Raw genomic sequence first — 25614 nt, forward strand, 5'->3', positions numbered from 1 at the left:
ACTGCAATGGGTGGCGGTCCTTTTGCAGTCTCTGCGAAAGTTAAGAAGACATCCTCGACAACACATCAAACACTGCCGCTGTGTCGTGCTCGGCGTGCCCCAGGGCCATGGCCGCGTTGTAGACGGGCACGGTGGCGGCAAACAGGGGGGCGGGCACTTGGGCGTCGGCCAGTGCGGCGGCGATCAGCTTCATGTCTTTTTGCCAGATGCCGACTTTCATGGTGGCGGTGTGCCAGCCTTCGCCTTCCATCAGGGGGCCGCGCACTTGCAGCATGCGTGAGCCGCCCGCGCCGTCGCTGAGCACCTTGACGGCGTCTTGGGGTCGGATGCCCCAGCGCTGGCCCAACAGCAGCGCTTCGGCGGTCGACACGTTGTGGATGGCCACCAGCAAATTGGCCATCAGCTTCATCTTCATGCCCTTGCCAAAGGCGCCCAGGTCAAAGGTGCTTTTCGAGAAGCCTTCAAACACCGGCGCCAGTTGCTTGATCGCCGCTTTGGGGCCGCTGGCATAGACCGTGAGGTCTTTGTGCACGGCTTGCGCGCCGGTGCCCGACAAGGGGCAGTCGAGCATGACGATGCCTTGGGCTTTGAGGGTGTCGCGTGCGGCGGTTTTGTCGGCGATGTCGAGCGTGCTGGTTTCCACCACCAGCAAGTCGCGCTGGCCGACAGCAGCGATCTGCTGCGCCCCATCGTGCAAGGCCTCGGGCCCGGGCAGCGAGCTGATGATGACTTGGGCATCGCCCGCCAGATCGGCTGCCGATTTGCGCGCTGTGCCACCGGCTGCTTTGAAGCGCTTCATGGCTTTGGGGTCGGGGTCGTAGCCCGTGACTTGAAAGCCGGCCTTCATCAGGTTCACGGCCATGGCCAGGCCCATGATGCCGACGCCCAGCATGCCCACGCGTTCTATGGGCGCTTTCTGTTTGGCGGGTCGAGCCTTTGGGGCCGTGCGGGGTTTGGGGGCCGGAGTGCTCATGCGGTTTGCTGCTGGTCGAAGTCGATGGTGGGTGAGAAGGCGGTGGTCCGCAAGATCTTGGTGCTTTGTTCGACGACCACGTCCAGCTCCAGCAGCGCCTGACGGTAGACCGGCCAAGCGGGGTCGGCCTCCATCAGGGCGCGGCGGCGCTCGCGTTCGGCCAGGCTGGCAAAGCCCCACAGGTGCACCACCTCGTTGAGCGGGCCGATCTCTGACACATAAAACCCGATCAGGTGCCCGAGGTACTGGTTTTGCAGCGGCAGCGCCGCTTGCTCATACAGCTTCAGAAAGGCACCCGTGTGCAGGGCTTTGAGGGTGTAAGTGCGGTGCTCAACGATCACGGTGGCGTCCTCAGTCGACCTTGATGCCAAGGTCGTTGATCACCTTGTTCCAGAAGGCGTAGTCGCCGTTGGCCACGGTGTCGAGTGCAGCAGCAGTGGTGCCCGTGGGCGTGAGGCCCAGCTCAATCAGGCGGGCCTGGATCTCGGGCAGCTTCACGATCTTGACGATCTCGGTGTTGAGTTTGGCGATGATGTCGTTGGGCGTGCCGGTGGGCGCAAAAATGCCGTGCCAAGAACTGCCGATGACGCCGTTGACGTCGAGGTTGGCGTCAAACTCGGTCATGGTGGGCACGTCGGGCAAGCCGGGGATGCGCTGCGCACCCGAGATGCCCAGGGCCTTGACCTTGCCGGACTTGATCAGTGGAATCGCCGTGGTCGATGCTTCGACCGAGAGGCTCACCACGCCACTCATCACATCGGGCGAGGGGTTGGTTTTGTAGGGCACGTGGTTGAGCTTGATGCCCAGGCGCTGCGACCACACTTCCAGCGCCACATGGGGCTGCGAGCCGACACCCAAGGATGCAAAGTCGATCTTGCCGGGGTTCGCCTTGGCGTACGCCACCAGCTCTTTCATGTTGTTGTAGGGCGCCTTGGGTGTGGCGGTCAGCACATGGGGCACTTGCAGAATTTGGGAGACGGCCTTGAAGTCACGTGGTGGGTTGTACTTGGTGTCCCGGTAAACGTTGGGCGCGATGGCGTGTGTGGCCTTGACGCTGAAAAACAAGGTGTAACCGTCAGCCGGTGCGGTGCCAGCAGCCACCGCGCCGATCATGCCACCCGCGCCGGGCTTGTTGTCCACCACCACGGGCTGGCCCAGGGCGGCGCCCAGTTTGTCGCCAATCAGGCGGGCCACCACATCGGGCGAAATGCCGGCCGGAAACGGCACCACCAATTTGATGGGGCGATTGGGGTAGCCCGCAGATTGCGCAAAGGCACTGGGCATGGCACTGAGCGTGGTGGCGGCGGCGAGGGCGAGCAAATGACGGCGTTTCATGGTGTTGTCTCCTGAAGTGTTGAAGGAAAGAGATGATCGGTGTCGAAGGCTCAGAAGTTCACCTTCTGTGCGCCTTTGAGCGCGAGGATTTGCCGGGCCTCGTCGGGCGTGGCGATCTGAAGGCCCAGGCCTTCTATGATCTGGCGCGCTTGGCGTACCTGCTCGGCATTGCTTTTGGCCAGCGTGCCTTTGCCCAGCCAGAGGCTGTCTTCCAGGCCCACGCGCACATGGCTGCCCATGCTGGCGCCCATCGCGGCGATGCGCATCTGGTGACGCCCTGCGCCCAAAACAGACCATTGGTATTGGTCGCCAAACAAGCGGTCGGCGGTGCGGCGCATGTGCATCACGTCTTCGGGGTGGTTGCCAATGCCGCCCAAAATGCCGAAGACCGACTGGATGAAAAACGGCCCCTTGATCAGCCCCTTGTCGGCAAAGTGCGCCAGGTTGTACAGGTGCCCGATGTCGTAGCACTCGAGCTCAAAGCGGGTGTTGTTTTCTGCGCAGGCCCGCAAGGCGTATTCGATGTCCTTGAAGGTGTTGCGAAAGATCAGGTCGCGGCTGTTTTCCAGGTGCTCGCGTTCCCACTCGTGCTTGAACTCGGTGAAGCGGTCCAGCATCGGGAACAGCGCGAAGTTGAATGACCCCAGATTGAGCGACGCCACCTCCGGCGCAAACCGCATCGAGGGCTGAATCCGTTCATCAATGGTCATGAAGGGCGAGCCGCCGCTGGTCAGGTTAAGCACGGCGTTGGTGCGGCTTTTGATCTGCGGCAAAAACTTGCCGAAGGCTTCGGGGCTTTGGTCGGGCTTGCCCGTGACCGGGTCGCGTGCATGCAGGTGGATGATGGCCGCGCCCGCATTGGCCGCTTCCACCGAAGCTTCAATGATTTCCTCAGGCGTCACCGGCAGATAGGGTGACATGGACGGCGTGTGGATGGCGCCGGTGACTGCACAAGTGATGATGACTTTGTTCATCGGATGGACCGCTGAGTTTGAATGTCAGGCCATCGTAAGGACGAGTCACAGGGCGGCACACCACGTTAACCCCTAAGGGCAGACGCATGGGTTACAGCTGAGCGCGGTTCAGACGCTCAAATGATCCCCCGCTGCAACAGGCCCTGCACTTGCGCCTCACTCAAACCCAACTCATCGCGCAGCGTCTGCAAACTGTGCTCACCCAAGCGTGGCGGCGCACGGTGCGTCACGGGCGATGCTGACCAGTTCAGCGGGCTGCGCACCACGCGCACGGTTTGGCCCGAGCTGTGGGGCAGCTCGACCACCATGTGGCGGTGCTGGGTTTGCGGATCGGCAAAGACCTGGGCCATGTCGTTGATGGGCCCCGCTGGGACTGTGGCATCGCTGAGTTGTTGCAATAACTGCGCCCGCGACCGGTCGCGCACCAGGGCTTGCAAGGCGTCACGCAGTTCGCTGCGGTGGGCGATCCGTTGCATGTTGGTGGCAAAGCGGGGGTCGGCAGGCATGTCGGGTGCGCCCAGCACGGCGCACAGTTGCTGGAATTGCCCGTTGTTGCCTGCCGCGATGATGATGCGGCCGTCGGCGCAGTCAAACACTTCAGAGGGCGAGGCGATCGGGTTGGTGTTGCCCACGCGCTGTGGCGCCTTGCCATTCATCAGGTAGCCCACGGCCAGGTGGCCGTTGAAGGCCACGGTGGCGTCCAGCATGGCCGCGTCGATGGCCTGGCCTTCGCCGGTTTTTTGCCGGTGCATGAGCGCGCCCAGAATGCCGATGGTGGCGTACAGGCCGGTCACCATGTCGGTCATCGGGATGGCGGTGCGCATGGGGCCGCCACCGGGTTGATCGTCGGGCAGGCCGCAGGTGCTCATGGGTCCGGCCAGGCCTTGCAGGATGAAGTCGTAGGCGGGCTTGGGCGCATAGGGGCCGGTCTGCCCAAAGCCCGTGACCGAGCAGTAAATCAGCTCGGGTTTCAGGGCTCGCAGGCTGGCTTCGTCGAGGCCGTATTTGGCGAGAGAGCCGACTTTGTAGTTCTCGACCACCACGTCGCAGCGCAGCGCCAGATCGCGCACCAGCTGCGCGCCTTCAGGGGTGGCGATGTCCACCGTGACCGAGTGTTTGCCACGGTTGTAGGCCAGGTACAGCGCCGAGTCGTTGCTGGGCTGGCCCGTGGCCGGGTCCTGCAAAAAAGGCCCCATGCGCCGCGTGTCGTCGCCTTCGCCGGGCTTTTCGATCTTGTAGACGGTGGCACCCATGTCGGCCAGGATTTGCGTGCACATGGGCCCGGCAATGACGCGGGTCAGGTCGAGGATCTTGATGCCTTCGAGGATGGCGCTCATGGGGTGTCTCCAGTGGCGGGGTTGACCAGCACCGAGGCGGGCACGCGCAGCGGCATGTCCAGCAGCATCTGCGCAAACGATTTGCCCAGCGGGTCTGAGCGCAGGCTGCACACGCCGCCACCGCCCAGCGCCTGGTGCAAGACAAAGTTGAGCGCCTGCAAGCCAGGCACTTCGTAGCGCAGCACCGGACCTTGCACCAGGTGGCTGAAATAGGCCTGCACCTGATGGGTCTGCAACTGGGTGCGCAGCCAGGTCCAGGCGCGGGCATGGCGTGCGATCACCCCGATGTTTTCATCGTCGCCCTTGTCGCCGCTGCGCGCCCAGGCCAGGTCGATCAGGCGGCAGTCGTGCAGGGGTTCATCACTGGCTGTCGTCGGCTCGGCAGTCGCTGGCGCATGGCTGTAAACGGGAAGCGCGTTGGCAGTCGGCGGCACGGCCACGTCGCTCGCGTCTTGCACACCGTCACCCAGCTGCATCTGCAAGCGCACCTGGCTTTTGGGCACCAGAAAGGAACACAGCTTGATCACGGGCTGGATGTCGGCGCGGCCCGAAAACGAAGAGCGTGTGCCCGGCCCCATCGAGGTGCCGCTGCTCGCGCATTCGCGTTGTAACACCGCCAGCGCCTTGGCCTGTGCGTGGCGCACCGCGATGCGCAGCACCACTTCGCGGGCGGAGTGCGCCTGTGCGTGGGGGCCGTAGTGGGACTCGCCGCCCAGCAGTTCAATACAAGTCTCGCTGTAGTCGCTAAAGCCCTGCTGCGTCATTAACAGCCGTGAGCGCGCCAGCAGGGCCTGCGCGGTGCGCTCGGCTTTCAGCGCTGCGTCGATGCCGCGAATGGCCATCATCAACTGCAGCTGGTGACCGTCTTGCCAGGTGGCGTTGGCTTTGTAGTGGGTGGGGGCGGGCAGGCCGCGTGCGCCGCTGACTTGTACGGTGCCCATGCCCGTGCGCTCCACCTGCACATGCCGCCAGTCGCAGCACACGTCGGGCATCAGGTACTGCGCGGGGTCGCCCACTTCGTAGAGGATCTGCTCGGCCACCGCACCGGGGTGGATCAGACCGCCCGTGCCTTCGGGCTTGCTCAGTTCCAGGCTGCCATCTGGGGCCACGTCGATCACCGGGTAGCCGATGTTGGCCCAGTCGGGCACGTCTTGCCAGTCGGTGAAGAGCCCACCCGTGGCCTGCGCGCCGCACTCGATCAAGTGGCCCGCCAGCGTGCCCGCCGACAGGCGGTCCCAGTCCTGCCAGGACCAGCTGAATTCATGCACCAGCGCGCCCAGCACCACAGCGCTGTCCACACAGCGGCCGGTGATGACCACATCGGCCCCGGCGTCCAGGGCCTGGGCGATGCCGCGTGCGCCCACATAGGCGTTGGCCGACAGGGGGCGCTCGGGCAGTTGTGCGTCGGCGGTGGTGCGCAGGCCTTGGGCTTGCAGCGTGTCCATCTGTGGCATGAGGTCGTCGCCGGTGACCACGGCCACGCGCAGGGCAATGCCTTGCTTTTGCGCGACCTGCAGCAACGCATCGCGGCAGCCTTCGGGGTTCAGGCCACCCGCATTGGCGATGACCTTGATGCCCCGCTCGTGGATGGCCTTCAGGTGCGGCGTCATGACGGCCTGCACAAAGTCGGTGGCGTAACCCAGCGCCGGGTCTTTGGCCCGCGCTCGCGCCAAAATGGCCATGGTGGTTTCGGCCAGGTAGTCGTAGACCAGGTACTGCAGGCCGGGCACTTGCAGCAGCTGCGGCGTGGCCATGGCCGAGTCGCCCCAAAAACCGCAAGCCCCGCCGATGCGCACGCGTTGCATGGCCGTGCTCATGCCGCCTCCGCCTCGATCTGCAGCAGCAGCGTGCCCTTGAGCGCCTGCCCGCCCGCTTGCGCCAGCAGCTCGCACACCACGCCGGTGAAGGGTGCGGTCAGCGTGTGTTCCATCTTCATGGCTTCCAGCACCAGCAGGCGCTCGCCCGCCTGCACGGTTTGGCCGGGCGTCACCATGACCTGCAGCACACGGGCGGTGAGGGGCGCCAGCACGGCGCCACTGCCCGCTTCAGGTCCGGCCACTCGGTGCAGGGGCGGGCATTCAAAAGCCCAAGCGCGGCCTGCATGAAAAAGGTGCACGCCAGTGTCGGTGCGGGCGATGCAGACCTGCTCGCGCAGGCCATCGCATTCCACGGCCAGGGTGCTGCGCGCGCTGTCCAGCCATTGCACATGCGTGAAGCTCAGGCTGATCGGTTCACTCTCGGCGTGCTGCGGCGTGCACTGCACCTGCCATGCTGTGACTGGGTCTGATGCGGTGGGCTGGATGCGGTACTGCCAGCGCTGCTCACCCCATTGCAGCAGACCCATGGCCTGGCCTTGCGCCAACGTTGGGGCTTGCAGATGGCCTTGCGCGTCACAAGGCAGCGTGGCGGCTTGCACGGCCAGGGCCGCCAGCGCCACGGTGCGCGTGCTGGGCATGGGCGCTGCCGGGGGCAAGCCCATGCGCTCGGCCACAAAGCCGGTGTGCACGCCCGTGCCTTGCACGAACACGGCATCGCTCAGGCCATCGGCCAAAAAGCCCTGGTTGCTCGGCAAGCCCAGCAGCACGCAGTGGCGCACCGCCGACAGCAGTTTGCGGCGGGCCTCTTCGCGGTTGCGGCCATGCGCCACCAGCTTGGCCACCATCGAGTCGTAATGCGGGCTGACCTCGCCACCTTCGAGCAGCGCACTGTCGATGCGCACGTCGTGGTCCGACGGAGGCCGCCAGCGCAGCACCGGGCCGGTCTGCGGCAAAAAGCCCGCTGGCACGTCTTCGGCGGTGAGCCGCACTTCGATGGCGTGGCCTTGCAGCTGGATGTCTTGCTGCGCAAAGGCCAGCGCCTCGCCTGCAGCCACGCGCAACTGCCACTCCACCAGGTCCAGCCCGGTGATGGCTTCGGTCACCGCGTGCTCGACCTGCAGCCGGGTGTTCATTTCCATGAAGTAAAAGTGGCCCTCGGCGTCCAGCAAAAACTCCATGGTGCCCGCGCCGATGTAGCCCAGCGTGCGCGCACTGTGTACGGCCGCCTCGCCCATGCGCTGGCGCAGCGCAGCGTCCACGGCTGGAGACGGGGCTTCTTCGATCACCTTTTGGTGGCGGCGCTGCACCGAACAATCGCGCTCGCCCAGGTGCACCACATGGCCGTGGCTGTCGGCCAGCAGCTGGATCTCGACGTGGCGCGGTGTGCTCACGGCCCGCTCCAGGATCAGCTCTGCGCTGCCAAAGGCGGTGCGCGCTTCCGAGCGGGCCGAGGCCAGCGCGGCGGGCAAGTCGCTCGCTTGCTGAACCAGCCGCATGCCGCGTCCGCCGCCGCCTGCAGCGGCTTTGCACATGATGGGGTAGCCGATGCGCTCGGCTTCGCGCACAAAGGTTTCGTCGCTTTGATCTTGATCTTCATACCCCGGAATGCAGGGCATGCCCGCCGCCTGCATCAGCCGCTTGGCCCCGGCCTTGTTGCCCATGGCGCGGATGTTGTCGCCCGAGGGGCCGATGAAGACCAGGCCTGCGGCATCGACCGCGTCGGCAAAGGCATCGTTTTCGGAGAGGAAACCGTAACCCGGGTGAATGGCGTCGGCCCCGGTCATTCGGGCGGCATTCAGGATGGCGTCGATGTTCAGGTAAGACTGCGCCGGGGCGGCGGGGCCGATGCACACGGCGCGGTCGGCGGCGCCCAAATGCGGGCTGTGGCGGTCGGCTTCGGAATACACGGCCACCGTGCCATAGCCCATGCGGCGCACGGTGCGCAGCACGCGCAGCGCGATCTCGCCCCTGTTGGCCACCAGCACGGTGTGAAAGGGGCGGATGTTTTTGTTCACGCTCATGGGCAACTCAGGCAGTGGATGACGAAGATGAAGACAAGGCAGTGATGCGGCCATGCAGCAGCGCCACATCAGCTGCTTGCAGCGTGGCGGACCAGGTGGGGACGCGACGCTCGCGGAAAGCGGCGATGCCTTCAGCCCCTTCGCTGCGCATGCATTGCGCAAAGCGCTGCGCGGCATCGTCGAGCCAGGCACCGAGGCCGTCATCAAGTGAGGCATCACCGGCCACGTCTCCACGCGACAGCAGGGCCTTGAGCGAGCGGTTGGCTTGCGGACCGCAGGCCAGGATGCGGCTGATCCATTGCGCCTGCAACGTGTCTAGCGCCTCGCTGTCAGCGGCCAGCGCATCCACCAGGCCCAGTGATTGCGCCAGCGTGCCGCTCACGCGCTCACCGCTTAGCCCCAAGCGCAGCGCCACACGGCGGCCCACGCGGGCCTGCACAAAGGGGGCGATCTGCGCCGGGATCAGGCCCAGGCCGGTTTCGCTCAGGGCAAAGCGGGCGTCTTCGGTGGCCAGCACGATGTCGGCGCAGCAGGCCAGACCCATGCCGCCGCCCATGGCCGCGCCTTCGACCACCGCCAGCACGGGCATGGGCAAGGCCGTCAGGGCTTGCAGCAGATGGCCAAAAGCGCGGTTGCGGCTGACCACCGGATCGCCTTTGCTGTGGTCGGTGGCCTGCAGGCGAGACTGGAAGTTGCCCACATTGCCCCCTGCACAGAAAAAGCCCGCGCTGCCGCGCAGCACCACAGCGCGCACCTTGTCGTCTTGTGCGGCTTGAATGAAGACATGGGCCAGCTCGGCCACCATCTCGGGCGACAGGGCGTTGCGTGTGTCGGGCCGGTGCAGCGTGACCCAGAAAATGTCGTGGGCGTGCTGCACCAAAAGGTGTTCGTAGTTCATGGGGTCTCCTTCAGCCAGCCAGGTCCATCAGCCCCATCTTGCGGGCGATCACCATCAGCATCACCTCGTCGGCGCCGCCGCCAATCGAGCCGAGCCGGTAGTCGCGGTAAGCGCGCGAGACACGGTTGTCCCAGGTGTAGCCCATGCCACCTTGGAACTGCATGCACCAGTCGGCCACGTCGCGGCCCAGGCGCCCGGCCTTGAGTTTGGCCATCGAGGCCAGCTCGGTCACGTCTTGCCCTTGCACATAAGCGTGGGTGGCCATGTAAATCAGGCCACGCAGGGCTTCGATCTCGGTCTTGAGTTCGGCCAGCTTGTACTGGATGAACTGGTTGTCGAGCAGTGGTTTGCCAAAGGCCACGCGCTGGCGCAGGTAGGTGGCGGTCTCATCGATCAGCTCGATGCTGGCCAGGCGGCGTGCCGCGCCGTCCAGGCGCTCTTCCTGGAATTGCTTCATCTGGTAGATGAAGCCCATGCCTTCTTCGCCAATGCGGTGGCGCACGGGCACGCGCACTTCGTCAAAAAAGATCTGCGCGGTGTCCGAGCTCCACATGCCGAACTTCTTGATCTTTTGCACCTCGATGCCCTTGGCGCGTCGGCCTGCCGCGTCTTTGAGCGGCACGATGATGAGCGATTTGTTTTTGTGCGAGGGGCCGTCCGAGGTGTTGCACAGCAGGCAAATCCAGTCGGCCTGGGTGCCGTTGGTGATCCACATCTTGGAGCCGCTGATGACGTAGTCGTCGCCGTCGCGTCGGGCGCGGGTCTTGAGCGAAGACACGTCCGAGCCCGCGCCTTGCTCGCTCACGCCAATGCTGCAGACCACTTCGCCTGCAATCGCTGGGGCCAGAAACTCGCGCTTGAGTTCGTCCGAGCCGAAGCTGGCCAACGCAGGCGTCGCCATATTGGCCTGCACACCAATGCCCATGCCCACGCCCTGGGCCTTCACATGGCCAATGGCTTCGGCGGCGGCCAGCGCGTAGCTGAAGTCCAGCCCCATGCCGCCATAGGCCTCGGGCTTGGTGATGCCCAGAAAACCGAGCTGCCCCATCTTGCGAAAGAGTTCGTGCGCCGGAAAGGTTTCGGCGGCTTCCCATTCGTGGACAAAGGGGTCGATCTCTGCGCTGATGAAGCGGCGGATGCTGGCCATCAGTTCGTGGTGTTCGGCGGTGTAAATCATGTGAGACTTTCCTCGGAGATTCAGAAACGGGGCACGGCGAACTGCATCGCGTGCGGTGTGCGGGCGGCGGCTTCGCGCACGGTGGCCAGCACCAGGGCCAGCACGTCGCGGGTCTGACGCGGGTCGATGATGCCGTCGTCCAGCATATGCCCGCTGGTGTAGAAGGCGCTGGCCTGGCTTTCAAACAGGCCCACGATCTCGGCTTTTTGGGCCAGAAGGCGAGATTCGTCGACCGGCTTGCCGCTGCGCTCGGCTTGCTGGCGCGCCACGATGTCGAGCGTGGTGGCGGCTTGCTCGCCGCCCATGACGGCGGAGCGGGCGTTGGGCCACGAAAAACAAAAGCGCGGGTGAAAGGCCCGTCCGCACATGCCGTAGTTGCCTGCGCCAAACGAGGCGCCGCAGTGGATGGTGATGTGCGGCACTTGCGAATTGCTCAGCGCCTGGATCATCTTGGCACCGTGTTTGATCATGCCGGCCTCTTCCGAGGCGCGGCCCACGATGAAGCCGGTGGTGTTTTGCAAAAACACGATGGGTGTGCCCGACTGGTTGCACAGGTGGATGAACTGCGCTGCCTTGGTGGCCCCGGCCGGATCGATGGGGCCGTTGTTGCTGATGAAGGCCACCGCATAGCCGTCGATGCGGGCGTGACCGCACACGGTGGCGCTGCCGTAGTCGGGCTTGAAGTCCAGCCAGGCCGAGTCGTCCACCAGCCGGGCAATGACTTCGCGCATGTCGATGGGCTGGCGGTGCTCCAGCACCATCACACCCGCCAGTTCGTCGGGCGACAGCCGGGGTGGGCGCGGGGCTTGGGTGGGCGCGGGCACGGCAGCACGCGGCCAGTCGATGGCGGCGAGCACATCGCGGGCCAGTGCAATCGCGTGGGCATCGTTTTGCGCCACGTACTCGGCCAAGCCGCTCACGGTGGCGTGCATGTCGGTGCCGCCCAGCGCCTCGTCGGTGGCGATCTCGCCCGTGGCCGCTTTGAGCAAGGGTGGCCCCGCCAAAAAGGCCTTGGCCTGTCCGCGCACCATGATCACGTAATCCGACAGGCCTGGCATGTAGGCACCACCTGCGGTGGACGAGCCGTGCACCACGGTGAGCACGGGCAAACCCGCCGCCGAGAGGCGCGCCAGGTTGTAGAACATGCCGCCGCCTCGAATGAATTTCTCAACCCGGTATTTGCGCAGGTTGGAGCCCGCCGACTCGACCAGGTGCACAAAGGGCAGCTTGTTTTGCAGCGCGATCTCCTGGCAGCGCATGAGCTTTTGGTTGCCCGCTTCGGTCAAGGCTCCGGCGTCAATGCCCGAGTCGGTCACCACCACCATGCAGCGCACGCCGCTGACCTGGCCGATGCCCGCCAGCTGCGAGCCGCCGGGCACGCAGCGCGACAGGTCAGGGTCGTCCATGCCGTAACCGGCCAAGGTGGCCAATGGCAAAAACGGCGCGCCGGGGTCCAGCAACTGCGCCAGCCGCTCGCGGGGCAGCAAGGCACCGCGTTTGGCAAAGCGCGAGGCCGATTGGGCCGAGGCGTCGCTGGCGCGCTGCTCCAGCGCATGCCAGGCGTCGATCAAGGCCAGCATGCCCTGGCGCTGCGCCGCAAAGGCTTCGGAGGCCGGATGGATCTGGGTCTGAAAAGTGCTCATGCACCGATTGCAGCGCAGCCCACGCACCGTGAACATGCCCGGCAAACCCGATGTGCATAATGTGCACATGGTGCTTTCCCTAGGGGTCTGCCCTGTGAAGTGGTCAATGGTCAAAGTGTTGTGGTTTGTAGGTCGGTGGCTTGAGCCCCGACAAGTGCCTACGCCCAAGCTCACAACGTCGGTGCTGAAGCGACCGACCTGCGAGGTGAATGTGCAAAAAATGCAAACTTCAAAGTCCCCTCGCCCGGGCGCGCAGAGCATCGAGCGCGCCATGGGCTTGGTGAACCTGGTCGCCCGCCACCACGATCAGGGCATCAGCCTGCAAGCCTTGGTGCAGGCCAGTGGTCTGGACCGCACCACCGCCTGGCGCATGTTGGGCAGCCTGCAGCACGCCGGGCTGGTCGAGCGCGATGCACCCAGCGGCCTTTACACCCTGGGCGTGCAGGCCACGGCCTGGGGCGCGGCCAGTCTGGGGCAGGCGGCCTTGATCCGCCAGTGCCAGCCGGTCATGAAGACCCTGGCGCGCCTGAGCGGGGACAACGTGTTTCTGGTGCTGCGCCTGGGCGACTACAGCCACTGCCTGCACCTGGAGCAGGGCGCCCATGCCGTGCCGTCCTTTCGCCAGACGGTGGGCGAGACGCGTCTGCTGGGCCTGGGTGTGGCCAGCATCGCCATGCTGGCCGCGCTGGACGATCCGGCGGTCCAGCAGCACCATGCGCAGCACCGCGACGCGTATGAACTCGAAGGCGTCACGCGTGCGCAGCTCATGCGCTGGGTGCAAAGCACACGGCAACGTGGCTTTGCTTACCGCAACACCGCGGGCATCGCAGCGGTGGGGCTGCACTGGGCCTTGGGTCAGGCAGCGATTGCCGCCTTGTCCATTGGCGCGTCACGCGTGCGTCTGCCGTTGAGTCGGGCACCGGAGCTGGCTGCGCTGATGCGCAGTCAGTGGCCGGTGTTGGGCGGTGGTGCTTGAAGCACCCTTGGCAGGTTTTGCCAGCGGTTTTGTGCTTTTCAGCCATTTGAGCTGTTCCCTGCTGCCCTTAACCTGAGGGCCAACAAGGAGACGAGACATGAATGGATTCCCGGTTGACCGCAGGCAGGCGCTGGTGGCGCTGTCGGCCATGGCGGTTGGGGGCGTGGCCCAGGCCCAGAGCCGACCCGCAGACGCCTTCCCCACCAAACCAATCCAGCTGGTGCTGCCCTTTCCCCCGGGCGGCTCGATGGACCCGATTTTTCGCACCTTGGCCGAGGCCGCATCCAAAGAGCTGGGCCAACCGGTGGTGCTGATGCACAAACCCGGCGCGGGCGGGGTCATGGGCACAGCAGCCTTGGCCACCATGCCCGAGTCAGACGGCTACACCGTGGCCGTGATGCACAACTCGGTGATCCGTGCGCCGCTGGTGCAAAAGGTCAACTTCGATCCGCTCAAGGACTTCACTTACCTGATTGGGCTGTTCAACCTGACCACCGGCATTTGCGTGGCGGCTGATGCACCCTGGCAGACGCTGGGCGATTTGTTGGCCGATGCCAAAAAGCGCCCCGGTGCGATCAGCTGGGGCACGGTGGGGGCGATCAGCATCAACCGCATCGTGGCCGAGCGCCTGGCCAAAATGGCGGGCACCTCGTTCAACATGGTGCCTTTCAAGGGGGGTGGCGAGGCCTTCACCGCGCTGATCGGGCGGCACCTGGATGTGTACGGTGACCCCGGCTTTGGCGCTCAGGTGCGCGGGGGCAAGGCGCGCTTGCTGGCCACTTTCACTCAGGAGCCGCTCAAGGCCTATCCAGGTGTGCCCACCGTGAAGGCGGCGGGTTTTGACATCACCATCGATTCGCCCATGGGCTTGGTCGCGCCCAAGAACTTGCCGCCCGCGATTGCGGCCAAGTTGGCGGCGGCGTTCCGCAAGGCTTCGGCCGACGTGGCGCACCAAACCCAGCTGGAGAGCTTTGACATGCAGCCCAACTTGATGACGGGCGAGGTCTACACCGCTTACGCCCGCACAGCCTATGAGCGCGATGCCAAGATGCTCAAGGACATCGGCTTCAAGCTGGAATGAAAGTGCGCCCATGAAGCCCGTCACCTCCGACGACCCCAAAGCCATTTTTGCGAAAACGCCCTTCACGCGCCTGATCGGGATGCAGCGTGATTACTCCGAAGGCGGCAAGGCACAAATCTCGCTCGACCCGCATGCTGATTTGGGCAATGTGATCGGCGCGGTGCACGGCGGCGTGGTGGTCACGCTGCTCGATGTGGTGATGGCCAGTGCAGCGGTGTCGCGGGTGGATTTTCAGAAGACCGTGGTGACCTTGAACCTGGACACCAGCTTTCTGGAGCCAGGCCGGGGCCCTTTGACCGCGCAAGGCGAGGTGGTGAGCTGTGACGATGACGTGGCCTGGTGCCAAGCCAAAGTCTGCGATGCGCAAGGCCGTGTGGTGGCCAAGGCGCAGGGCTCCTTCCGTTACTTGCCCAGACCCCAGTGAAGCGGGCGCGTTCAAGCTCGCATTCAAGGACACCACATGAGCCCTTCCCATGAAACCCCAGCCACGCTGCCCCGCAGCGCTGTGATGGCCATGCTCGACGAGGCCATGCTCCAAGCCGCTTCGGCACGCGTCAACGGCGGCAATGCCGAGCACAGGCCAGTGCGTGCGGTGGTGGCGGTGGACCTGCACCTGTCGTTCATGCGCCCCGCCACAGGCCAAGCCGTGGCCACCGCCCAGGTGGTGGGCGGCGGCAAGACCATGGTGTTTTGCGAAGCGCAGTTGCGCAACGCCCCGGGCGATGTGGTCGCGCAGGCGATGGGCACCTACCGCGCCCAAAACGCTTGATGGCCCAGCGCTTCAGCGCTTGACGTTCACCACCACGCGGCCACGCACTTGGCCGGCCAGAATCTCGGCACCCAGACTGATGGCGTCGGCCAAGCCCACTTCGCGGGTGATGCGCTCCAGCTGCGCCGCATCCAGGTCTTGGGCCAGTCGCGCCCAAGCGGCTTCGCGAACGGCGCGTGGGGCCATCACGCTGTCGATGCCAGCCAGCGTCACGCCGCGCAAGATGAAGGGTGCCACGCTGGATGGAAAGTCCATGCCCTGGGCCAAGCCGCAGGCGGTGACCACGCCGCCGTATTTGGTGCTGGCGCAGGCGTTGGCCAGGGTGTGGCTGCCCACGGTGTCGACCACGCCCGCCCAACGCTCTTTGGCCAGTGGCTTGCCGGGGGCAGACAGTTCGGCCCGGTCCATGACGTCGGCTGCGCCCAGTTGGCGCAGGTAGTCGGCCTCTTGCAGGCGGCCTGTGCTGGCCACCACGCGGTAACCCAGCTTGGCCAGCAGCGCGATCGCCACGCTGCCCACGCCGCCGCCTGCGCCCGTGACCAGAATGTCGCCCTTGTCGGGCGTGACGCCGTGCTTTTCAAGCGCCATCACGCACAGCATGGCGGTGTAGCCTGCGGTGCCAATGGCCATGGCCTGGCGCGGGGTGAAGGCGGCAGGCAACTTGACCAGCCAGTCGCCTTTGAGGCGCGCCTTTTGCGCCAGACCGCCACTGTGGCTTTCGCCCACGCCCCAGCCGTTCAGAACGACTTTGTCGCCCGCTTTGAACAGTGGGTGCTGGCTCTCGGTCACGCTGCCCGACAGGTCGATGCCGGGCGTGAGCGGGAACTTGCGCACCACGGGCGATTTGCCGGTGATGGCCAGGCCGTCTTTGTAATTGACGGTGGAGTAGTCCACCTGCACCGTCACATCGCCCTCGGGCAAGGCGCTGTCGTCCAGCGTCTTCAAGGTGCAGCGGTAACCGGCATCGTCTTTTTCAATTTGCAGGGCTTGGTAGCTCATGGGGGTCTTTCGGGTTCATCGGGTGGAGGGATGGATGCCCGCGTGCGCGGGCACGACGAATCAGGGTGTCACGGGGATCAAGCGGTTCATATCAGGTGCTTCATTTGCGGTTGACCAGCACAATGCCTACCGCCACCAGCCCCAGGGCCATCAGCAAGGTGGGGGTGGCCGACTCGCCCAGCCAAAGCGTGCCGAACAGCAAGGCAAACAGCGGGGTCAAAAACACGAAGACCGAAATCTTGGTGGCGGGGTAGCGGCCCAGCATCCACATCCAGGCGAGGTAACTGGCAAAGGCCCCGATCACGGTTTGCGCCAGCATGGAGCCCCAGGCCATAGCGCTCCATTGGAAGGACCAGGTCTCGCCCAAGGCCACCGACAGCCAGGGCACGGCCAGCGCGGTGGCGGCGATTTGGTAGAAGAGCAGTTTCTCAGGCGAAATGCGCGTCAGGTTGTTGGCACGGATGGACACCGTGGTCAGGCCCCACAAGGCGCCTGCGGCCAGGCCCAGCAGATCGCCCAGTGCACTGTTGTTGCCCGCGCCCAGACCCTCGCGCATGGCAAAGGCCACCGCCACAAAGGCGCAGGCCATGCCCAGCCATTGCAGGGGCCGCAGGCGTTCGGACTTCACAAACAAGGGCACCAGCGCGGCCACCCAAAACGGCGAGGTGTACAGAAACACCGTCAGGCGCGAAGCGGTGGTGTAACGCAGGCCCAGGTAAATGCAGGCGAATTCAGCCGCGAACAAACCACCGGCCAAAAGGCCTGCCCACAAGGAGCCGTCGCGCTCGAACAGGCGAATGCCGCGCACGCGGCACCAGACCAGGAGCAGTACGCATGCGCCCATGCAGCGCAAGCTGGCCTGAAACAGCGGCGCCACCTCGTCCATGATGGACTTGACCAGCACCTGCTGCAGACCCCAAAACATGCAGCAGACCAGCAAGATGCCCACCGCCAAACCGTCCAGATGCTCTTTGCGTGAATTCATGCTGGGCATTGTGCCGCGCCCCAGAGGGGTGGGCTGTCACCTTGGGCGTGCAGCGTGCAGGTAATATGCCTGCACAAGGTTTTTTGAATTCACGCCACATGTTGCTTCCCCATTTCACCGCGCTGGGCGCTGGCCCGATTGTCTTGATGCTGCACGGGGCAGGGGGCAATTTCCGCAGTTTTGCGCCGCAGGTGGAACGCCTAGCCCATGCGGGCTACAAGGCGGTGGCCTGGGACATGCCGGGCTACGGCCACAGCGTGCCGGTGGAGCCTTATGGGCTCAAGGGCCTGGCACACAGCGCCATCGCTTTGATCGAGGCCTTGCTGCCCGCCGATGCCCCGGCGCCCAAGCGGTCGGTGCATCTGGTGGGCCACGGCCTGGGCGGCATGGTGGCGCAAGAGCTGATCATGCGCAGGCCCGACCTGGTGCGCCGCTTGGTGCTGGTGGGCAGCACCAGCGGGCCCGACTCGGGCTGGGCACAAGATGCCGTCAGTCAAACCTTGCTGCTGGATGCCGCTGCGGATGCCGATCGGCCGCAATGGGCGCAGACCGTGGTCGCTGCGCAGACGGGCCCCCAGGCCCTGGCCGAAGGGGTGATGCTGGCCAGGCATTGCATGGCGCAGGTCTCGCCTGTCACCTACCGCCACGCCTTGCAGGCGCAGGCCGCTTTTGACCGCGATGCGGCCTTGTCACACATCCATGTGCCCACCCTGTTGATCAGGGGCGAGCACGACCCCTTGGCGCCGATGGCCGCGCTCGAACGCATGGCGCAACGCATCCATGGCGGCCGCTGGGTGCAGATGCCCGGCGTGGGCCACTGGCCACAGCTGGAGTCGCCCGAGGCCTTTGAGGCCTTGTTGCTGGATTTTTTGGATGAGCCGCCTGTGCATTGGACGCATTGACGTGGGACGCAGGGAGCGAGAAAACAATGAACGCATTTGAAAAACACATGGCCGCGCTGCCAGCGGGCACTTTGAACCGCCGCGACTGGCATCGCTTGGCCTTGGCGGCGGCCATGACGCCTTGGCTGGGCGCTTGTGCCCAAGCGCAGGCTGTGAGCAGCTCGGCCGATGCCGCCCAGGGTCCGCGCTGGCAGTCCGATCCCTTCAGCCTGGGTGTGGCCAGTGGTCAGCCCCAGCCTGACAGCGTGGTGCTCTGGACGCGCCTGCGCATCACCGAAGCCGATGCAGCCCACATGGCCCAGTCGGTGGGCGTGGTGTGCGAGCTGTTTGCCGACGCCGCTTTGCGCCAACCGCTGCGCCAGTGGCGCGTGCAGACCGATGCCAGCCGTGCGCACAGCGTGCATGTGGTCGCCAATGGGCTGCAAGCCGGGCGCCATTATTGGTACCGCTTTGTGTGCGGCAGCGCCACCAGCCCGGTGGGCCACACCCGCACCAGCCCGGGCGTGAACGACGCGGTGGACCGCTTGCGCATCGCTTTGGCCTCTTGCCAGCATTTTGAGCAGGGCTACTTTGTGGCGCACCGCGAAATGGCCCAGCGCGATCTGGACTTGGTGCTGTTTGTGGGCGACTACATCTACGAAAGCACCAACCCGCAGTACATGTTGCGCAAGCACGAAGGCGGTGTGCCCAAGCAGCTGGATGAATACCGCGAACGCCATGCGCAGTACAAGGGCGATGCGGACTTGCGCGCCTGCCATGCCGCGCACCCCTGGGTGATGACCTGGGACGACCACGAGGTCGTGAACGACTACGCCAACGACCTGGACCGCAACTACACCGATCCGCAGGTGTTTTTGCGCCGCCGTGCGGCGGCGTATCAGGCCTACTTTGAACACATGCCGGTGCGCTTGGGGCCCGATGCGAACAACGCCAGCCAGATGCGCATCCACGACCGCATGGCCTGGGGCCGACTGGCCGACCTGTGGACCCTGGACTGCCGCCAGTACCGCGACCACCAGGCCTGCCCTGACCCGATGCGCGGCGGTGGCCGTGTGGTGGTGGGCTGCGATGCGCTGGCCGACACCTCGCGCACCATGCTGGGTGCGGCGCAAGAACAATGGTTCACCGAAAGCCTGACGCGCAGCAACAAGCGCTGGAAGCTGGTGGCTCAGTCCACCCAGATGAGTTCCAGTGGCGTCAATACGCCGCTGGGGCGCAGCGCTTTCACCGACGGCTGGGATGGCTATCCGCAGGCCCGTGCCCGCATGCTCGGCAGCGTGGCCCAAGCGGGACTCAAAGACGTGGTGGTGCTCGGCGGCGATGTGCACATGAACGTGGCCGCGCAACTGCGTGTGCAGCCCAATGACGAGCGCTCGCCGATTGTGGCCAGCGAACTGGTGACCACCTCGATCACTTCACGGGGCTTGGGCGAAAAGTTGCTGGCGCAGATCCGGGACAGCAATCCCGATATCCTGCATGCGCGCTCAGATGAGCGGGGCTACACCCTGCTGGACGTGCGGCCGCAAGGCATCAGCGCCCAGTTCAGGACCACGCCCAACCCCGCAAAAGCCGATGGGGTGCTCAAAACCCAGGCGCAATTCCAGATCCAGGCGGGTGTGGCGGGCGTTCAGAAAGCTTGATCGCTTTGCGCCTTTGGTGCGCATCCCGGATTCTTTGCATGCCGTCCTGGACTCGGTGCACGTCATAGCGGACACCCTGCATGTCATCCCGGACTTGATCCGGGATCCATGACTTGCCCGACTTCAACGCACCAGCAGCAACGGCACTTTGCAGTGCGCCAGCACCTGCGTGGCCACCGAGCCCATCACCAGGTTGCCCAAGGTGCCGTGGCCGTGCGAGCCCATCACCAGCAGGTCGAATTTGCCGCTGTCGGCCGCTTTCGAAATGAGCTCGCCAGCGTGACCGATCTTGGTGATGCTTTTGGCATCGATGCCATGGCGGCTCAGGAAAGTGGACACCGGGGCTAGCACTTTTTCGGCTTCTTCGCGCTGGTAAGTTTCGACCACCTCTTTGCCAACGGCTGCGCGTGCGCGGGGAGGCAATTGAGGCTGTACCGTGATCAAGGTGTATTTGTTGGAGGCACTGAAGAGCTCATCATGCGTGGCCAGGTAAGCCAACATTTTTTTGGTGAATTCACTGCCGTCAACGGCCAACAAGATTTTCATGAGGGGCTCCTTGGTTAGGTTAAGGCTTGATCATAAGGACTTGCACATGCCCTGTATTGACTTTGGTCAAGATGGCCTTCGTGGGCAGGCCACATGGGTGTGGTGGACCACAGATCAAGCCGTCAACAGTTGCTGAGGCTTGAAGAGGATCTGCTCGCCTTTGTGCGCATAGCCCAAAGGGTTGGCGACCACGCGGCAGCCTTGGTGCGTGTAGTCGCTGGGGCAATGCAAATGGCCGTGCAGCCAGAGCTGCGCTTGGGGCAGCAGGGCATCGAGCGCGTTGCAAAAACCGGCCGTGCCTGGTGTCTCGCCGTAACGCGGGTCGGCGCTGCGCAGGCTGGGCGCAAAGTGCGTCACGACCACGGTGGGGCCGTCAAATGGGGCATTCAATGCGGCGCTCAACCAGTCCTGGCACAACAAGGCTTGCTCACGCATGCCTTCGGCCAGCCAGGCCTCGCCCCGGCGCGTGGTGCCGGTTTTGCGCAGGTAATAGTTGGCGGCGCGAAAAGCCTTGTCGCGTGCTTTCAGCTGGCGGGTGTACTGGCTGTTGGGGTGGCTGAAATGTGCCGGTATTTTCTCGGGCAAGGGCTTGCCTGCCAAGGGGCCGAGCGCGTCAAAGTCGGACCACAGCGTGGTGCCGACAAAGCGCACCCCGCCCAGCTGCACCACCTCACGCTCCAACCAGGTGATGCCCAGGCGGGCACAGGTGGCTTGTAAGCGTTGATGCGCTGTGTCGAAGTCCAGGCCATCGTATTCGTGGTTGCCGGGCACAAACAGCACCGGCGTGGGCCAGCCGTTTTGTGGCGAGAAGCGGCCCAGGCCAAAGTCGGCATCGCCTGAGGCGCTGAGGGCCGAGTTGTTTTGGTAAGAACCGATGTCACCGGCCAGCACCAGCACATCGGCACCGGGGGCGGGTGTGGGCATGAAGCCGGGGTTGCTTTCCAGGTGCAAGTCCGACAGAAGCTGAATGTTCATGGGGTGCTCTCGGGCATGAAGGCTTGCTGCGCCACTTGCAGCAGTTGGCTGCGCAGCCATTGGTGAGCGCTGTCGTGGTGCAGGCGGCGGTGCCACAGCGCTTCGACGTGCACCGGCGGCACGTCAAAGGGCAGCTCGCGCAGCACCAGTTGGTCGGCCATGCCGGTGGTGGGCACAAAGTGGCGGGGCAGCACGGTGAGCAAATCGGAGTTGACCACGACTTGCCCGGCGGTGAAGAACTGGTTGACGGTGACCACGATGCGTCGCTGATGGCCGATGGAGGCCAGTGCCTCGTCCACAAAGCCATAGGGTCGGCCGGAAAAGCTCACCAGCAGATGCCGCGCTGCGCAGTAGCTTTCGGTGCTCAAAGCCTGCTCGGCCATCGGGTGGCCTTTGCGCATCACGCAGACGTATTCACCGGCGTACAGGCGCTGGTGTTCAAAAGTGACGGCCTCACCGGCTTGGGCGCGGGCGGTCAAGTCGGTCAGCACCGCCGGAAAGTAGCCCATGGCCATGTCGGCCGCGCCATCGCTGAGCAGGCGGCGCGGGTCGCGCGTGGTCAGCGGCACCACGCGCAGCGAGACGCCCGGTGCTTCGCTCTCCAGCCGCCTGGCCAGGCCGCCCATGAGTTCGGCCGCCGTGGCATCGGCCATGGCCAGCACAAAGGTGCTGCTGGCTTGAGCGGGCACAAACAGGCTGGGCACGATGGCTGCCTGCAGCTGGCGCAAGGCCTCGCGCACGCTTGGCCACAGGGCCAATGCACGGGGTGTGGGCTCGATCCCGTGGCCGTGGCGGCGCACCAGCTCGTCGTCCAGCGCATCGCGCAGGCGGCGCAGCGCGTTGCTGACCGCAGGCTGCGTGAGCGACAGGTTGCGTGCCGCCCGGGTCAGGCTGCGTTCGGCCATGACCTCGTCAAAGACCCGAAGCAGGTTCAGGTCCAGGGTGCGAAAGGAGGCGGGAATGGGGGTGTTCATGGGGCGGTCAGGGGTCGATGGCTCAACTCATCACCAATGTGAATGATACACATCATGAATATAAAGTTGAACAATACCCGTATTAACCCTAATATTCAGTCCATGGTTTTGATAACTTTGCTTTGCAAACACACAAAACCCTTTTGAAGGGAATACAAAATGAACACAACTGTTTCGAAATCTGTCTTGGGCCAAGTGCCCGCAGCCTCTGCCCAAGCGGTGGCACCCGCCACTTCTGCCAAGGCCTTGGCCACTTTGTTGCTGGCCGCCGGGGTTGCGGCCTTGGTCGTCATGACCGACCAAATGATCGATGACTGGGCGGAAACCCACGTCATCGCTTCCTGGTTGGCCCTGTGGGCTGTGGCGGTGCTGGCCATTGGGGCCTTGCGCGGCGTGACCCGCATGCTGGCCCAAAAAACAATGGCCAATTTGGACGGCTGGTCGGCCCATGTGGCGCGCCGCCGCGCTGACCAACGTCTGTGGGCCATGGCCCAGAACGACACCCGCATGATGCGCGACCTGCAAACCGCCATGGACCGCGCCGACGACGACAGCGCGCCTGCCAAGGATGTGCACGCGCTGATGAGCCGCCGCGTGGAGCGCATGGTGGCCAGTCGCCTGTACTACATCTGATCTGCCCTCAGGCGGGACAATCCAAGCCTCCTTCGGGAGGCTTCTTTCATGGGGCTTGCGGTTTCAGGGCTCGGCCGTCTCAGGCGCTTGCCTGGAGGCCAGGTAGATGCCCGGCAAGATCAGGCCCGCGCCCAGGATGTGGTGCCAACCCATCGGCTCGCCCAGCACGGCCCATGCGGTCAAGCCGCCATACAAAGGCCCCAGGTAGAGGCTGGCGGCCACGCGGCTGGCGCCGAGCACTTTTTGGCAAAAACCATAGGCCCAGTAGGCGCCGATGCCCGGCACCACGGCTGCGGCCAGCACCAGCCAGGTGGCGGTGGCTGACCAGGCGGGCCGGTCGGCCGACCACCATTCGGCCATGGCAAAAGGCAGCAAGACCAGTGAGCCGCCCAAAGCCGTGGTGGCCAGACGGGCCGTGGCGCCCAGTGGGCTGGGCCATTTCTTGAGCAACAGCGCGTATGCGGCCCAGGCCGTCATGCACAGCACGATCCAGCCATCGCCCGCCACCCAGTGCACCTGGCCCAGCGACAGCCATTGGCCTTTGACCACCACATGGAAGACCCCCGCCATGGCGATCAACACGCCCGCGGCTTGCCGCCACGAAAAGCGCTCGCCCAGCCACAAGACCGCACCCACCGTGATCAGCACGGGTGAGGCGGCGTAGATCAGGGCGATGTTGATGGCTGAGGTGGTCTGTGCCCCTCGGTAAACCCAGGCGCCGCAAATGAGCATGCCCAAGGCGCCCAGCACCAGGTATTGCCATGCCACTTTCAGTGTGCTTTGGCGTTGGCGCCACAGTTCGCTGCGGGCCACAAAGGCCAGCACCAGCCCGGCCAGCCCCCAACGGCCCAGGGCCAGCACATGGGGCTGCACCACGCCGGGCGCGGTGCGCGCCACGATGTAATTGACCGACCACATGGCCGGCGTGAACCAGAGCAGCCACAGGGCCAAACGGTGGCGGGATTCAGGGGTTTTCAAAAATGACATATGCCAGCGATTGTGCCGGGCAAAAAAACGCCCCGGTTTGTGGCCGGGGCGCTTGCAAGGTGTGGCGCCGGTGAGGCGCAATGCCTGATGGGTTCAGCCGAGGCGCTTTTCCAGGTCGGCTTTGGTGTCCAGCAGCGCTTGGGGCAGGTGGAAAGCCAATTGGGCAAAGTGCTCGTCGTGCAGCTTGAATTCGGCTTGCCAGGCGGCTTTGTCGATGCTGGTGACCGACTTGAACTGCTCGGCGGAGAAGCTCACGCCGTTCCAGTTGATTTCGCTGTACGTGGGGGCCACGCCGAACATGGTCTGCTCGCCTTGGGCCTTGCCTTCGATGCGGTCGATCATCCACTTGAGCACGCGCATGTTGTCGCCGTAACCGGGCCACACGAAAGAGCCGGCCTCGTCCTTGCGGAACCAATTGACGCAGTACATGGCGGGCAACTTGAAGCCAGCGGCCTGGGCCTTGGCACCGGTGTCCAGCCAGTGCTGGAAGTAGTCGCTCATGTTGTAGCCGCAGAAAGGCAGCATGGCGAATGGATCGCGGCGCACCACACCTTGCGCGCCAAAGGCGGCGGCGGTGGTCTCGGAGCCCATGGTCGCGGCCATGTACACGCCTTCGGTCCAGCTGCGCGCTTCTGTCACGAGCGGCACGGTGGTCGAGCGGCGGCCACCGAACATGAAGGCGTCAATCGCCACACCTTTGGGGTCGTCCCAGGCGGGGTCGAGGGCTGGGTTGTTGATCGCAGCCACGGTGAAACGGGCGTTGGGGTGCGCGGCTTTGGTGCCTTTTTCTTTGGCGATGGCCGGTGTCCAGTCATTGCCTTGCCAGTCGATCAGGTGATCGGGCAGCGCGCCGGTGTCTTTTTCGATGCCTTCCCACCAGACGTCGCCGTCGTCGGTCAGGGCCACGTTGGTGAAGATCACGTCCTTGTGCAGGCTCAGCATGCAGTTGGGGTTGGTCTTCATGTTGGTGCCAGGGGCCACGCCAAAGTAACCGGCTTCGGGGTTGATGGCGTACATCTTGCCGTCGGCATTGGGCTTGATCCAGGCGATGTCGTCACCGATGGTGGTGACTTTCCAGCCTTCGAACGCCGCTGGCGGCACCAGCATCGAGAAGTTGGTCTTGCCGCAGGCGCTGGGGAAAGCCGAAGCCACGTGGTACTTCTTGCCCTCGGGGCTGGTCACGCCCAGGATGAGCATGTGCTCGGCCAACCAGCCTTGCTCGCGGCCCATGTTGGAGGCGATGCGCAGCGCAAAGCACTTCTTGCCCAGCAGCGCGTTGCCGCCGTAGCCCGAACCGTAAGACCAGATCTCGCGGGTGGTGGGGAAGTGAACGATGTACTTGGTGGTGGGGTTGCAAGGCCAGGCGGTGCTGTCCTTTTGACCAGCGGCCAAAGGTGCGCCCACGGTGTGCATGCAAGGCACGAACTCGCCGTTGGTGCCCAGCACGTCGTACACGGCCTTGCCCATGCGGGTCATCAGTTTTTGGTTCACGGCCACGTAGGCGCTGTCGGTCAGCTCGATGCCGATGTGGCTGATGTGCGAACCCAGAGGGCCCATGGAGAAAGGCACCACATACATGGTGCGGCCGGCCATGCAACCGTCAAACAGCGGGTTCAGCGTGGCGCGCATTTGCGCAGGTTCCATCCAGTTGTTGGTGGGGCCGGCGTCTTCTTTCTTGTCCGAGCAGATGTAGGTGCGGTCTTCCACGCGGGCCACGTCCGAAGGATCGGTCCAGGCCAGGAAAGAGTTGGGGCGCTTGGCGGGGTTGAGCTTCTTGAAGGTGCCCGCAGCCACCAGCTCGGCGCACAGGCGGTCGTATTCTTCTTGCGAGCCGTCACACCAATAGATGTTGGCGGGCTTGCACAGGGCGGCCATTTCGGCGACCCAGGCGATCAGCTTGGCGTTTTTGACGTAAGCCGGTGTGTTCAGGTTCAGGCCCTGCATCACGGGTGAGTTCATGGGAAAGCTCCAA

24 protein-coding genes are annotated in these 25614 nt (G+C 64.7%); 7 read left to right on the forward strand and 17 right to left on the reverse strand.

Annotated features, from left to right (window positions below; translation table 11 throughout):
- Positions 1-40 precede the first annotated feature (40 nt).
- From Q1W40_RS05785 to Q1W40_RS05830, 10 genes are all read right to left on the reverse strand, one after another.
- Positions 41-973 carry an NAD(P)-dependent oxidoreductase gene (locus Q1W40_RS05785; RefSeq protein ID WP_300709842.1) on the reverse strand — a complete coding sequence of 311 codons (933 nt, stop codon included), beginning with the start codon at positions 971-973 and terminating at the stop codon, positions 41-43.
- Complete coding sequence (locus tag Q1W40_RS05790) at positions 970-1314, reverse strand: NIPSNAP family protein (protein ID WP_300709844.1); 345 nt, start codon at positions 1312-1314, stop codon at positions 970-972. Before Q1W40_RS05790 ends, Q1W40_RS05785 begins: the two co-directional genes overlap by 4 nt.
- 10 nt (positions 1315-1324) lie before the next feature.
- Complete coding sequence (locus Q1W40_RS05795) at positions 1325-2308, reverse strand: tripartite tricarboxylate transporter substrate binding protein (protein WP_300709846.1); 984 nt, start codon at positions 2306-2308, stop codon at positions 1325-1327.
- A 50-nt stretch (positions 2309-2358) separates the two neighbouring features.
- Positions 2359-3282: a 3-keto-5-aminohexanoate cleavage protein gene (locus Q1W40_RS05800; protein ID WP_100173001.1), complete on the reverse strand. Its 924-nt coding sequence runs from the start codon at positions 3280-3282 to the stop codon at positions 2359-2361.
- 116 nt (positions 3283-3398) lie between these two features.
- Positions 3399-4619 carry a CaiB/BaiF CoA-transferase family protein gene (locus Q1W40_RS05805; protein ID WP_300709854.1) on the reverse strand — a complete coding sequence of 407 codons (1221 nt, stop codon included), beginning with the start codon at positions 4617-4619 and terminating at the stop codon, positions 3399-3401.
- Complete coding sequence (locus Q1W40_RS05810) at positions 4616-6436, reverse strand: acyclic terpene utilization AtuA family protein (RefSeq protein ID WP_300709856.1); 1821 nt, start codon at positions 6434-6436, stop codon at positions 4616-4618. The genes Q1W40_RS05805 and Q1W40_RS05810 overlap by 4 nt, the downstream gene beginning before the upstream one ends.
- The gene (locus tag Q1W40_RS05815) at positions 6433-8457 is read right to left on the reverse strand and encodes a biotin carboxylase N-terminal domain-containing protein (RefSeq protein WP_300709858.1); all 2025 of its coding nucleotides are present in this window, start codon (positions 8455-8457) and stop codon (positions 6433-6435) included. The genes Q1W40_RS05810 and Q1W40_RS05815 overlap by 4 nt, the downstream gene beginning before the upstream one ends.
- 7 nt (positions 8458-8464) lie before the next feature.
- Positions 8465-9355 (reverse strand): enoyl-CoA hydratase-related protein, encoded by an 891-nt coding sequence (locus Q1W40_RS05820; RefSeq protein WP_300709860.1) that lies wholly within the window; start codon positions 9353-9355, stop codon positions 8465-8467.
- A gap of 10 nt (positions 9356-9365) precedes the next feature.
- Complete coding sequence (locus Q1W40_RS05825; RefSeq protein ID WP_300709862.1) at positions 9366-10532, reverse strand: acyl-CoA dehydrogenase family protein; 1167 nt, start codon at positions 10530-10532, stop codon at positions 9366-9368.
- 20 nt (positions 10533-10552) lie between these two features.
- The gene (locus Q1W40_RS05830) at positions 10553-12175 is read right to left on the reverse strand and encodes a carboxyl transferase domain-containing protein (protein WP_300710108.1); all 1623 of its coding nucleotides are present in this window, start codon (positions 12173-12175) and stop codon (positions 10553-10555) included.
- A gap of 220 nt (positions 12176-12395) precedes the next feature.
- Here Q1W40_RS05830 and Q1W40_RS05835 point away from each other — a divergent pair, with 220 nt between their 5' ends.
- The 4 genes from Q1W40_RS05835 (at position 12396) to Q1W40_RS05850 (ending at position 15001) form a co-directional block, all read left to right on the forward strand.
- Positions 12396-13151, forward strand: a complete 756-nt coding sequence (locus Q1W40_RS05835) for a helix-turn-helix domain-containing protein (protein WP_300709864.1) — start codon at positions 12396-12398, stop codon at positions 13149-13151.
- Between the two features lie 97 nt (positions 13152-13248).
- Positions 13249-14232 carry a tripartite tricarboxylate transporter substrate binding protein gene (locus Q1W40_RS05840; RefSeq protein WP_300709866.1) on the forward strand — a complete coding sequence of 328 codons (984 nt, stop codon included), beginning with the start codon at positions 13249-13251 and terminating at the stop codon, positions 14230-14232.
- A gap of 10 nt (positions 14233-14242) precedes the next feature.
- Entirely contained in the window at positions 14243-14656 is a 414-nt protein-coding gene (locus tag Q1W40_RS05845) for a PaaI family thioesterase (protein ID WP_300709868.1), read from the forward strand.
- Positions 14657-14692: 36 nt separating this feature from the next.
- Positions 14693-15001: a PaaI family thioesterase gene (locus Q1W40_RS05850; protein WP_300709871.1), complete on the forward strand. Its 309-nt coding sequence runs from the start codon at positions 14693-14695 to the stop codon at positions 14999-15001.
- Between the two features lie 12 nt (positions 15002-15013).
- Here Q1W40_RS05850 and Q1W40_RS05855 read toward each other — a convergent pair whose 3' ends face one another.
- Together Q1W40_RS05855 and Q1W40_RS05860 are read right to left on the reverse strand one after the other, a co-directional pair.
- Positions 15014-16000 (reverse strand): MDR family oxidoreductase, encoded by a 987-nt coding sequence (locus Q1W40_RS05855; RefSeq protein ID WP_300709873.1) that lies wholly within the window; start codon positions 15998-16000, stop codon positions 15014-15016.
- A gap of 100 nt (positions 16001-16100) precedes the next feature.
- Positions 16101-16994, reverse strand: coding sequence for a DMT family transporter (locus Q1W40_RS05860; protein WP_300709875.1), 894 nt, complete (start codon positions 16992-16994; stop codon positions 16101-16103).
- Between the two features lie 89 nt (positions 16995-17083).
- Here Q1W40_RS05860 and Q1W40_RS05865 point away from each other — a divergent pair, with 89 nt between their 5' ends.
- Complete coding sequence (locus tag Q1W40_RS05865; RefSeq protein WP_300709877.1) at positions 17084-17887, forward strand: alpha/beta hydrolase; 804 nt, start codon at positions 17084-17086, stop codon at positions 17885-17887.
- A gap of 26 nt (positions 17888-17913) precedes the next feature.
- A complete protein-coding gene (locus tag Q1W40_RS05870) occupies positions 17914-19527 on the forward strand; it encodes an alkaline phosphatase D family protein (protein ID WP_300709879.1) in 1614 nt (537 codons plus the stop codon).
- 123 nt (positions 19528-19650) lie between these two features.
- On the opposite strand, the gene Q1W40_RS05875 is transcribed toward Q1W40_RS05870, so the two are convergent.
- The 3 genes from Q1W40_RS05875 to Q1W40_RS05885 form a co-directional block, all read right to left on the reverse strand.
- Positions 19651-20073, reverse strand: coding sequence for a universal stress protein (locus tag Q1W40_RS05875; protein ID WP_300709881.1), 423 nt, complete (start codon positions 20071-20073; stop codon positions 19651-19653).
- 114 nt (positions 20074-20187) lie between these two features.
- Complete coding sequence (locus Q1W40_RS05880; protein WP_300709883.1) at positions 20188-21048, reverse strand: metallophosphoesterase; 861 nt, start codon at positions 21046-21048, stop codon at positions 20188-20190.
- The gene (locus Q1W40_RS05885) at positions 21045-22022 is read right to left on the reverse strand and encodes a LysR family transcriptional regulator (RefSeq protein ID WP_300709885.1); all 978 of its coding nucleotides are present in this window, start codon (positions 22020-22022) and stop codon (positions 21045-21047) included. The genes Q1W40_RS05880 and Q1W40_RS05885 overlap by 4 nt, the downstream gene beginning before the upstream one ends.
- Before the next feature lie 159 nt (positions 22023-22181).
- On the opposite strand from Q1W40_RS05885, the gene Q1W40_RS05890 reads away from it, so the two are divergent.
- Positions 22182-22655, forward strand: coding sequence for a hypothetical protein (locus tag Q1W40_RS05890; protein WP_300709887.1), 474 nt, complete (start codon positions 22182-22184; stop codon positions 22653-22655).
- A gap of 63 nt (positions 22656-22718) precedes the next feature.
- On the opposite strand, the gene Q1W40_RS05895 is transcribed toward Q1W40_RS05890, so the two are convergent.
- Together Q1W40_RS05895 and Q1W40_RS05900 are read right to left on the reverse strand one after the other, a co-directional pair.
- Complete coding sequence (locus Q1W40_RS05895) at positions 22719-23642, reverse strand: DMT family transporter (protein WP_300709889.1); 924 nt, start codon at positions 23640-23642, stop codon at positions 22719-22721.
- 93 nt (positions 23643-23735) lie between these two features.
- Positions 23736-25601 (reverse strand): phosphoenolpyruvate carboxykinase (GTP), encoded by a 1866-nt coding sequence (locus Q1W40_RS05900; RefSeq protein ID WP_300709891.1) that lies wholly within the window; start codon positions 25599-25601, stop codon positions 23736-23738.
- Between the last annotated feature and the right edge of the window lie 13 nt (positions 25602-25614).

This window comes from Limnohabitans sp. (genome assembly GCF_030158565.1).
GTDB lineage: Bacteria > Pseudomonadota > Gammaproteobacteria > Burkholderiales > Burkholderiaceae_C > Limnohabitans_A.

Coding starts and splice junctions, on each gene's coding strand:
- Q1W40_RS05845 (WP_300709868.1), top strand. CDS start 14,243: ATGAAGCCCGTCACCTCCGACGACCCCAAAGCCATTTTTGCGAAAACG.
- Q1W40_RS05835 (WP_300709864.1), top strand. CDS start 12,396: ATGCAAACTTCAAAGTCCCCTCGCCCGGGCGCGCAGAGCATCGAGCGC.
- Q1W40_RS05875 (WP_300709881.1), bottom strand. CDS start 20,073: ATGAAAATCTTGTTGGCCGTTGACGGCAGTGAATTCACCAAAAAAATG.
- Q1W40_RS05830 (WP_300710108.1), bottom strand. CDS start 12,175: ATGAGCACTTTTCAGACCCAGATCCATCCGGCCTCCGAAGCCTTTGCG.
- Q1W40_RS05850 (WP_300709871.1), top strand. CDS start 14,693: ATGAGCCCTTCCCATGAAACCCCAGCCACGCTGCCCCGCAGCGCTGTG.
- Q1W40_RS05825 (WP_300709862.1), bottom strand. CDS start 10,532: ATGATTTACACCGCCGAACACCACGAACTGATGGCCAGCATCCGCCGC.
- Q1W40_RS05805 (WP_300709854.1), bottom strand. CDS start 4,619: ATGAGCGCCATCCTCGAAGGCATCAAGATCCTCGACCTGACCCGCGTC.
- Q1W40_RS05860 (WP_300709875.1), bottom strand. CDS start 16,994: ATGCCCAGCATGAATTCACGCAAAGAGCATCTGGACGGTTTGGCGGTG.
- Q1W40_RS05865 (WP_300709877.1), top strand. CDS start 17,084: ATGTTGCTTCCCCATTTCACCGCGCTGGGCGCTGGCCCGATTGTCTTG.
- Q1W40_RS05880 (WP_300709883.1), bottom strand. CDS start 21,048: ATGAACATTCAGCTTCTGTCGGACTTGCACCTGGAAAGCAACCCCGGC.
- Q1W40_RS05890 (WP_300709887.1), top strand. CDS start 22,182: ATGAACACAACTGTTTCGAAATCTGTCTTGGGCCAAGTGCCCGCAGCC.
- Q1W40_RS05815 (WP_300709858.1), bottom strand. CDS start 8,457: ATGAGCGTGAACAAAAACATCCGCCCCTTTCACACCGTGCTGGTGGCC.
- Q1W40_RS05810 (WP_300709856.1), bottom strand. CDS start 6,436: ATGAGCACGGCCATGCAACGCGTGCGCATCGGCGGGGCTTGCGGTTTT.
- Q1W40_RS05855 (WP_300709873.1), bottom strand. CDS start 16,000: ATGAGCTACCAAGCCCTGCAAATTGAAAAAGACGATGCCGGTTACCGC.
- Q1W40_RS05895 (WP_300709889.1), bottom strand. CDS start 23,642: ATGTCATTTTTGAAAACCCCTGAATCCCGCCACCGTTTGGCCCTGTGG.
- Q1W40_RS05870 (WP_300709879.1), top strand. CDS start 17,914: ATGAACGCATTTGAAAAACACATGGCCGCGCTGCCAGCGGGCACTTTG.
- Q1W40_RS05785 (WP_300709842.1), bottom strand. CDS start 973: ATGAGCACTCCGGCCCCCAAACCCCGCACGGCCCCAAAGGCTCGACCC.
- Q1W40_RS05885 (WP_300709885.1), bottom strand. CDS start 22,022: ATGAACACCCCCATTCCCGCCTCCTTTCGCACCCTGGACCTGAACCTG.
- Q1W40_RS05800 (WP_100173001.1), bottom strand. CDS start 3,282: ATGAACAAAGTCATCATCACTTGTGCAGTCACCGGCGCCATCCACACG.
- Q1W40_RS05820 (WP_300709860.1), bottom strand. CDS start 9,355: ATGAACTACGAACACCTTTTGGTGCAGCACGCCCACGACATTTTCTGG.
- Q1W40_RS05900 (WP_300709891.1), bottom strand. CDS start 25,601: ATGAACTCACCCGTGATGCAGGGCCTGAACCTGAACACACCGGCTTAC.
- Q1W40_RS05840 (WP_300709866.1), top strand. CDS start 13,249: ATGAATGGATTCCCGGTTGACCGCAGGCAGGCGCTGGTGGCGCTGTCG.
- Q1W40_RS05795 (WP_300709846.1), bottom strand. CDS start 2,308: ATGAAACGCCGTCATTTGCTCGCCCTCGCCGCCGCCACCACGCTCAGT.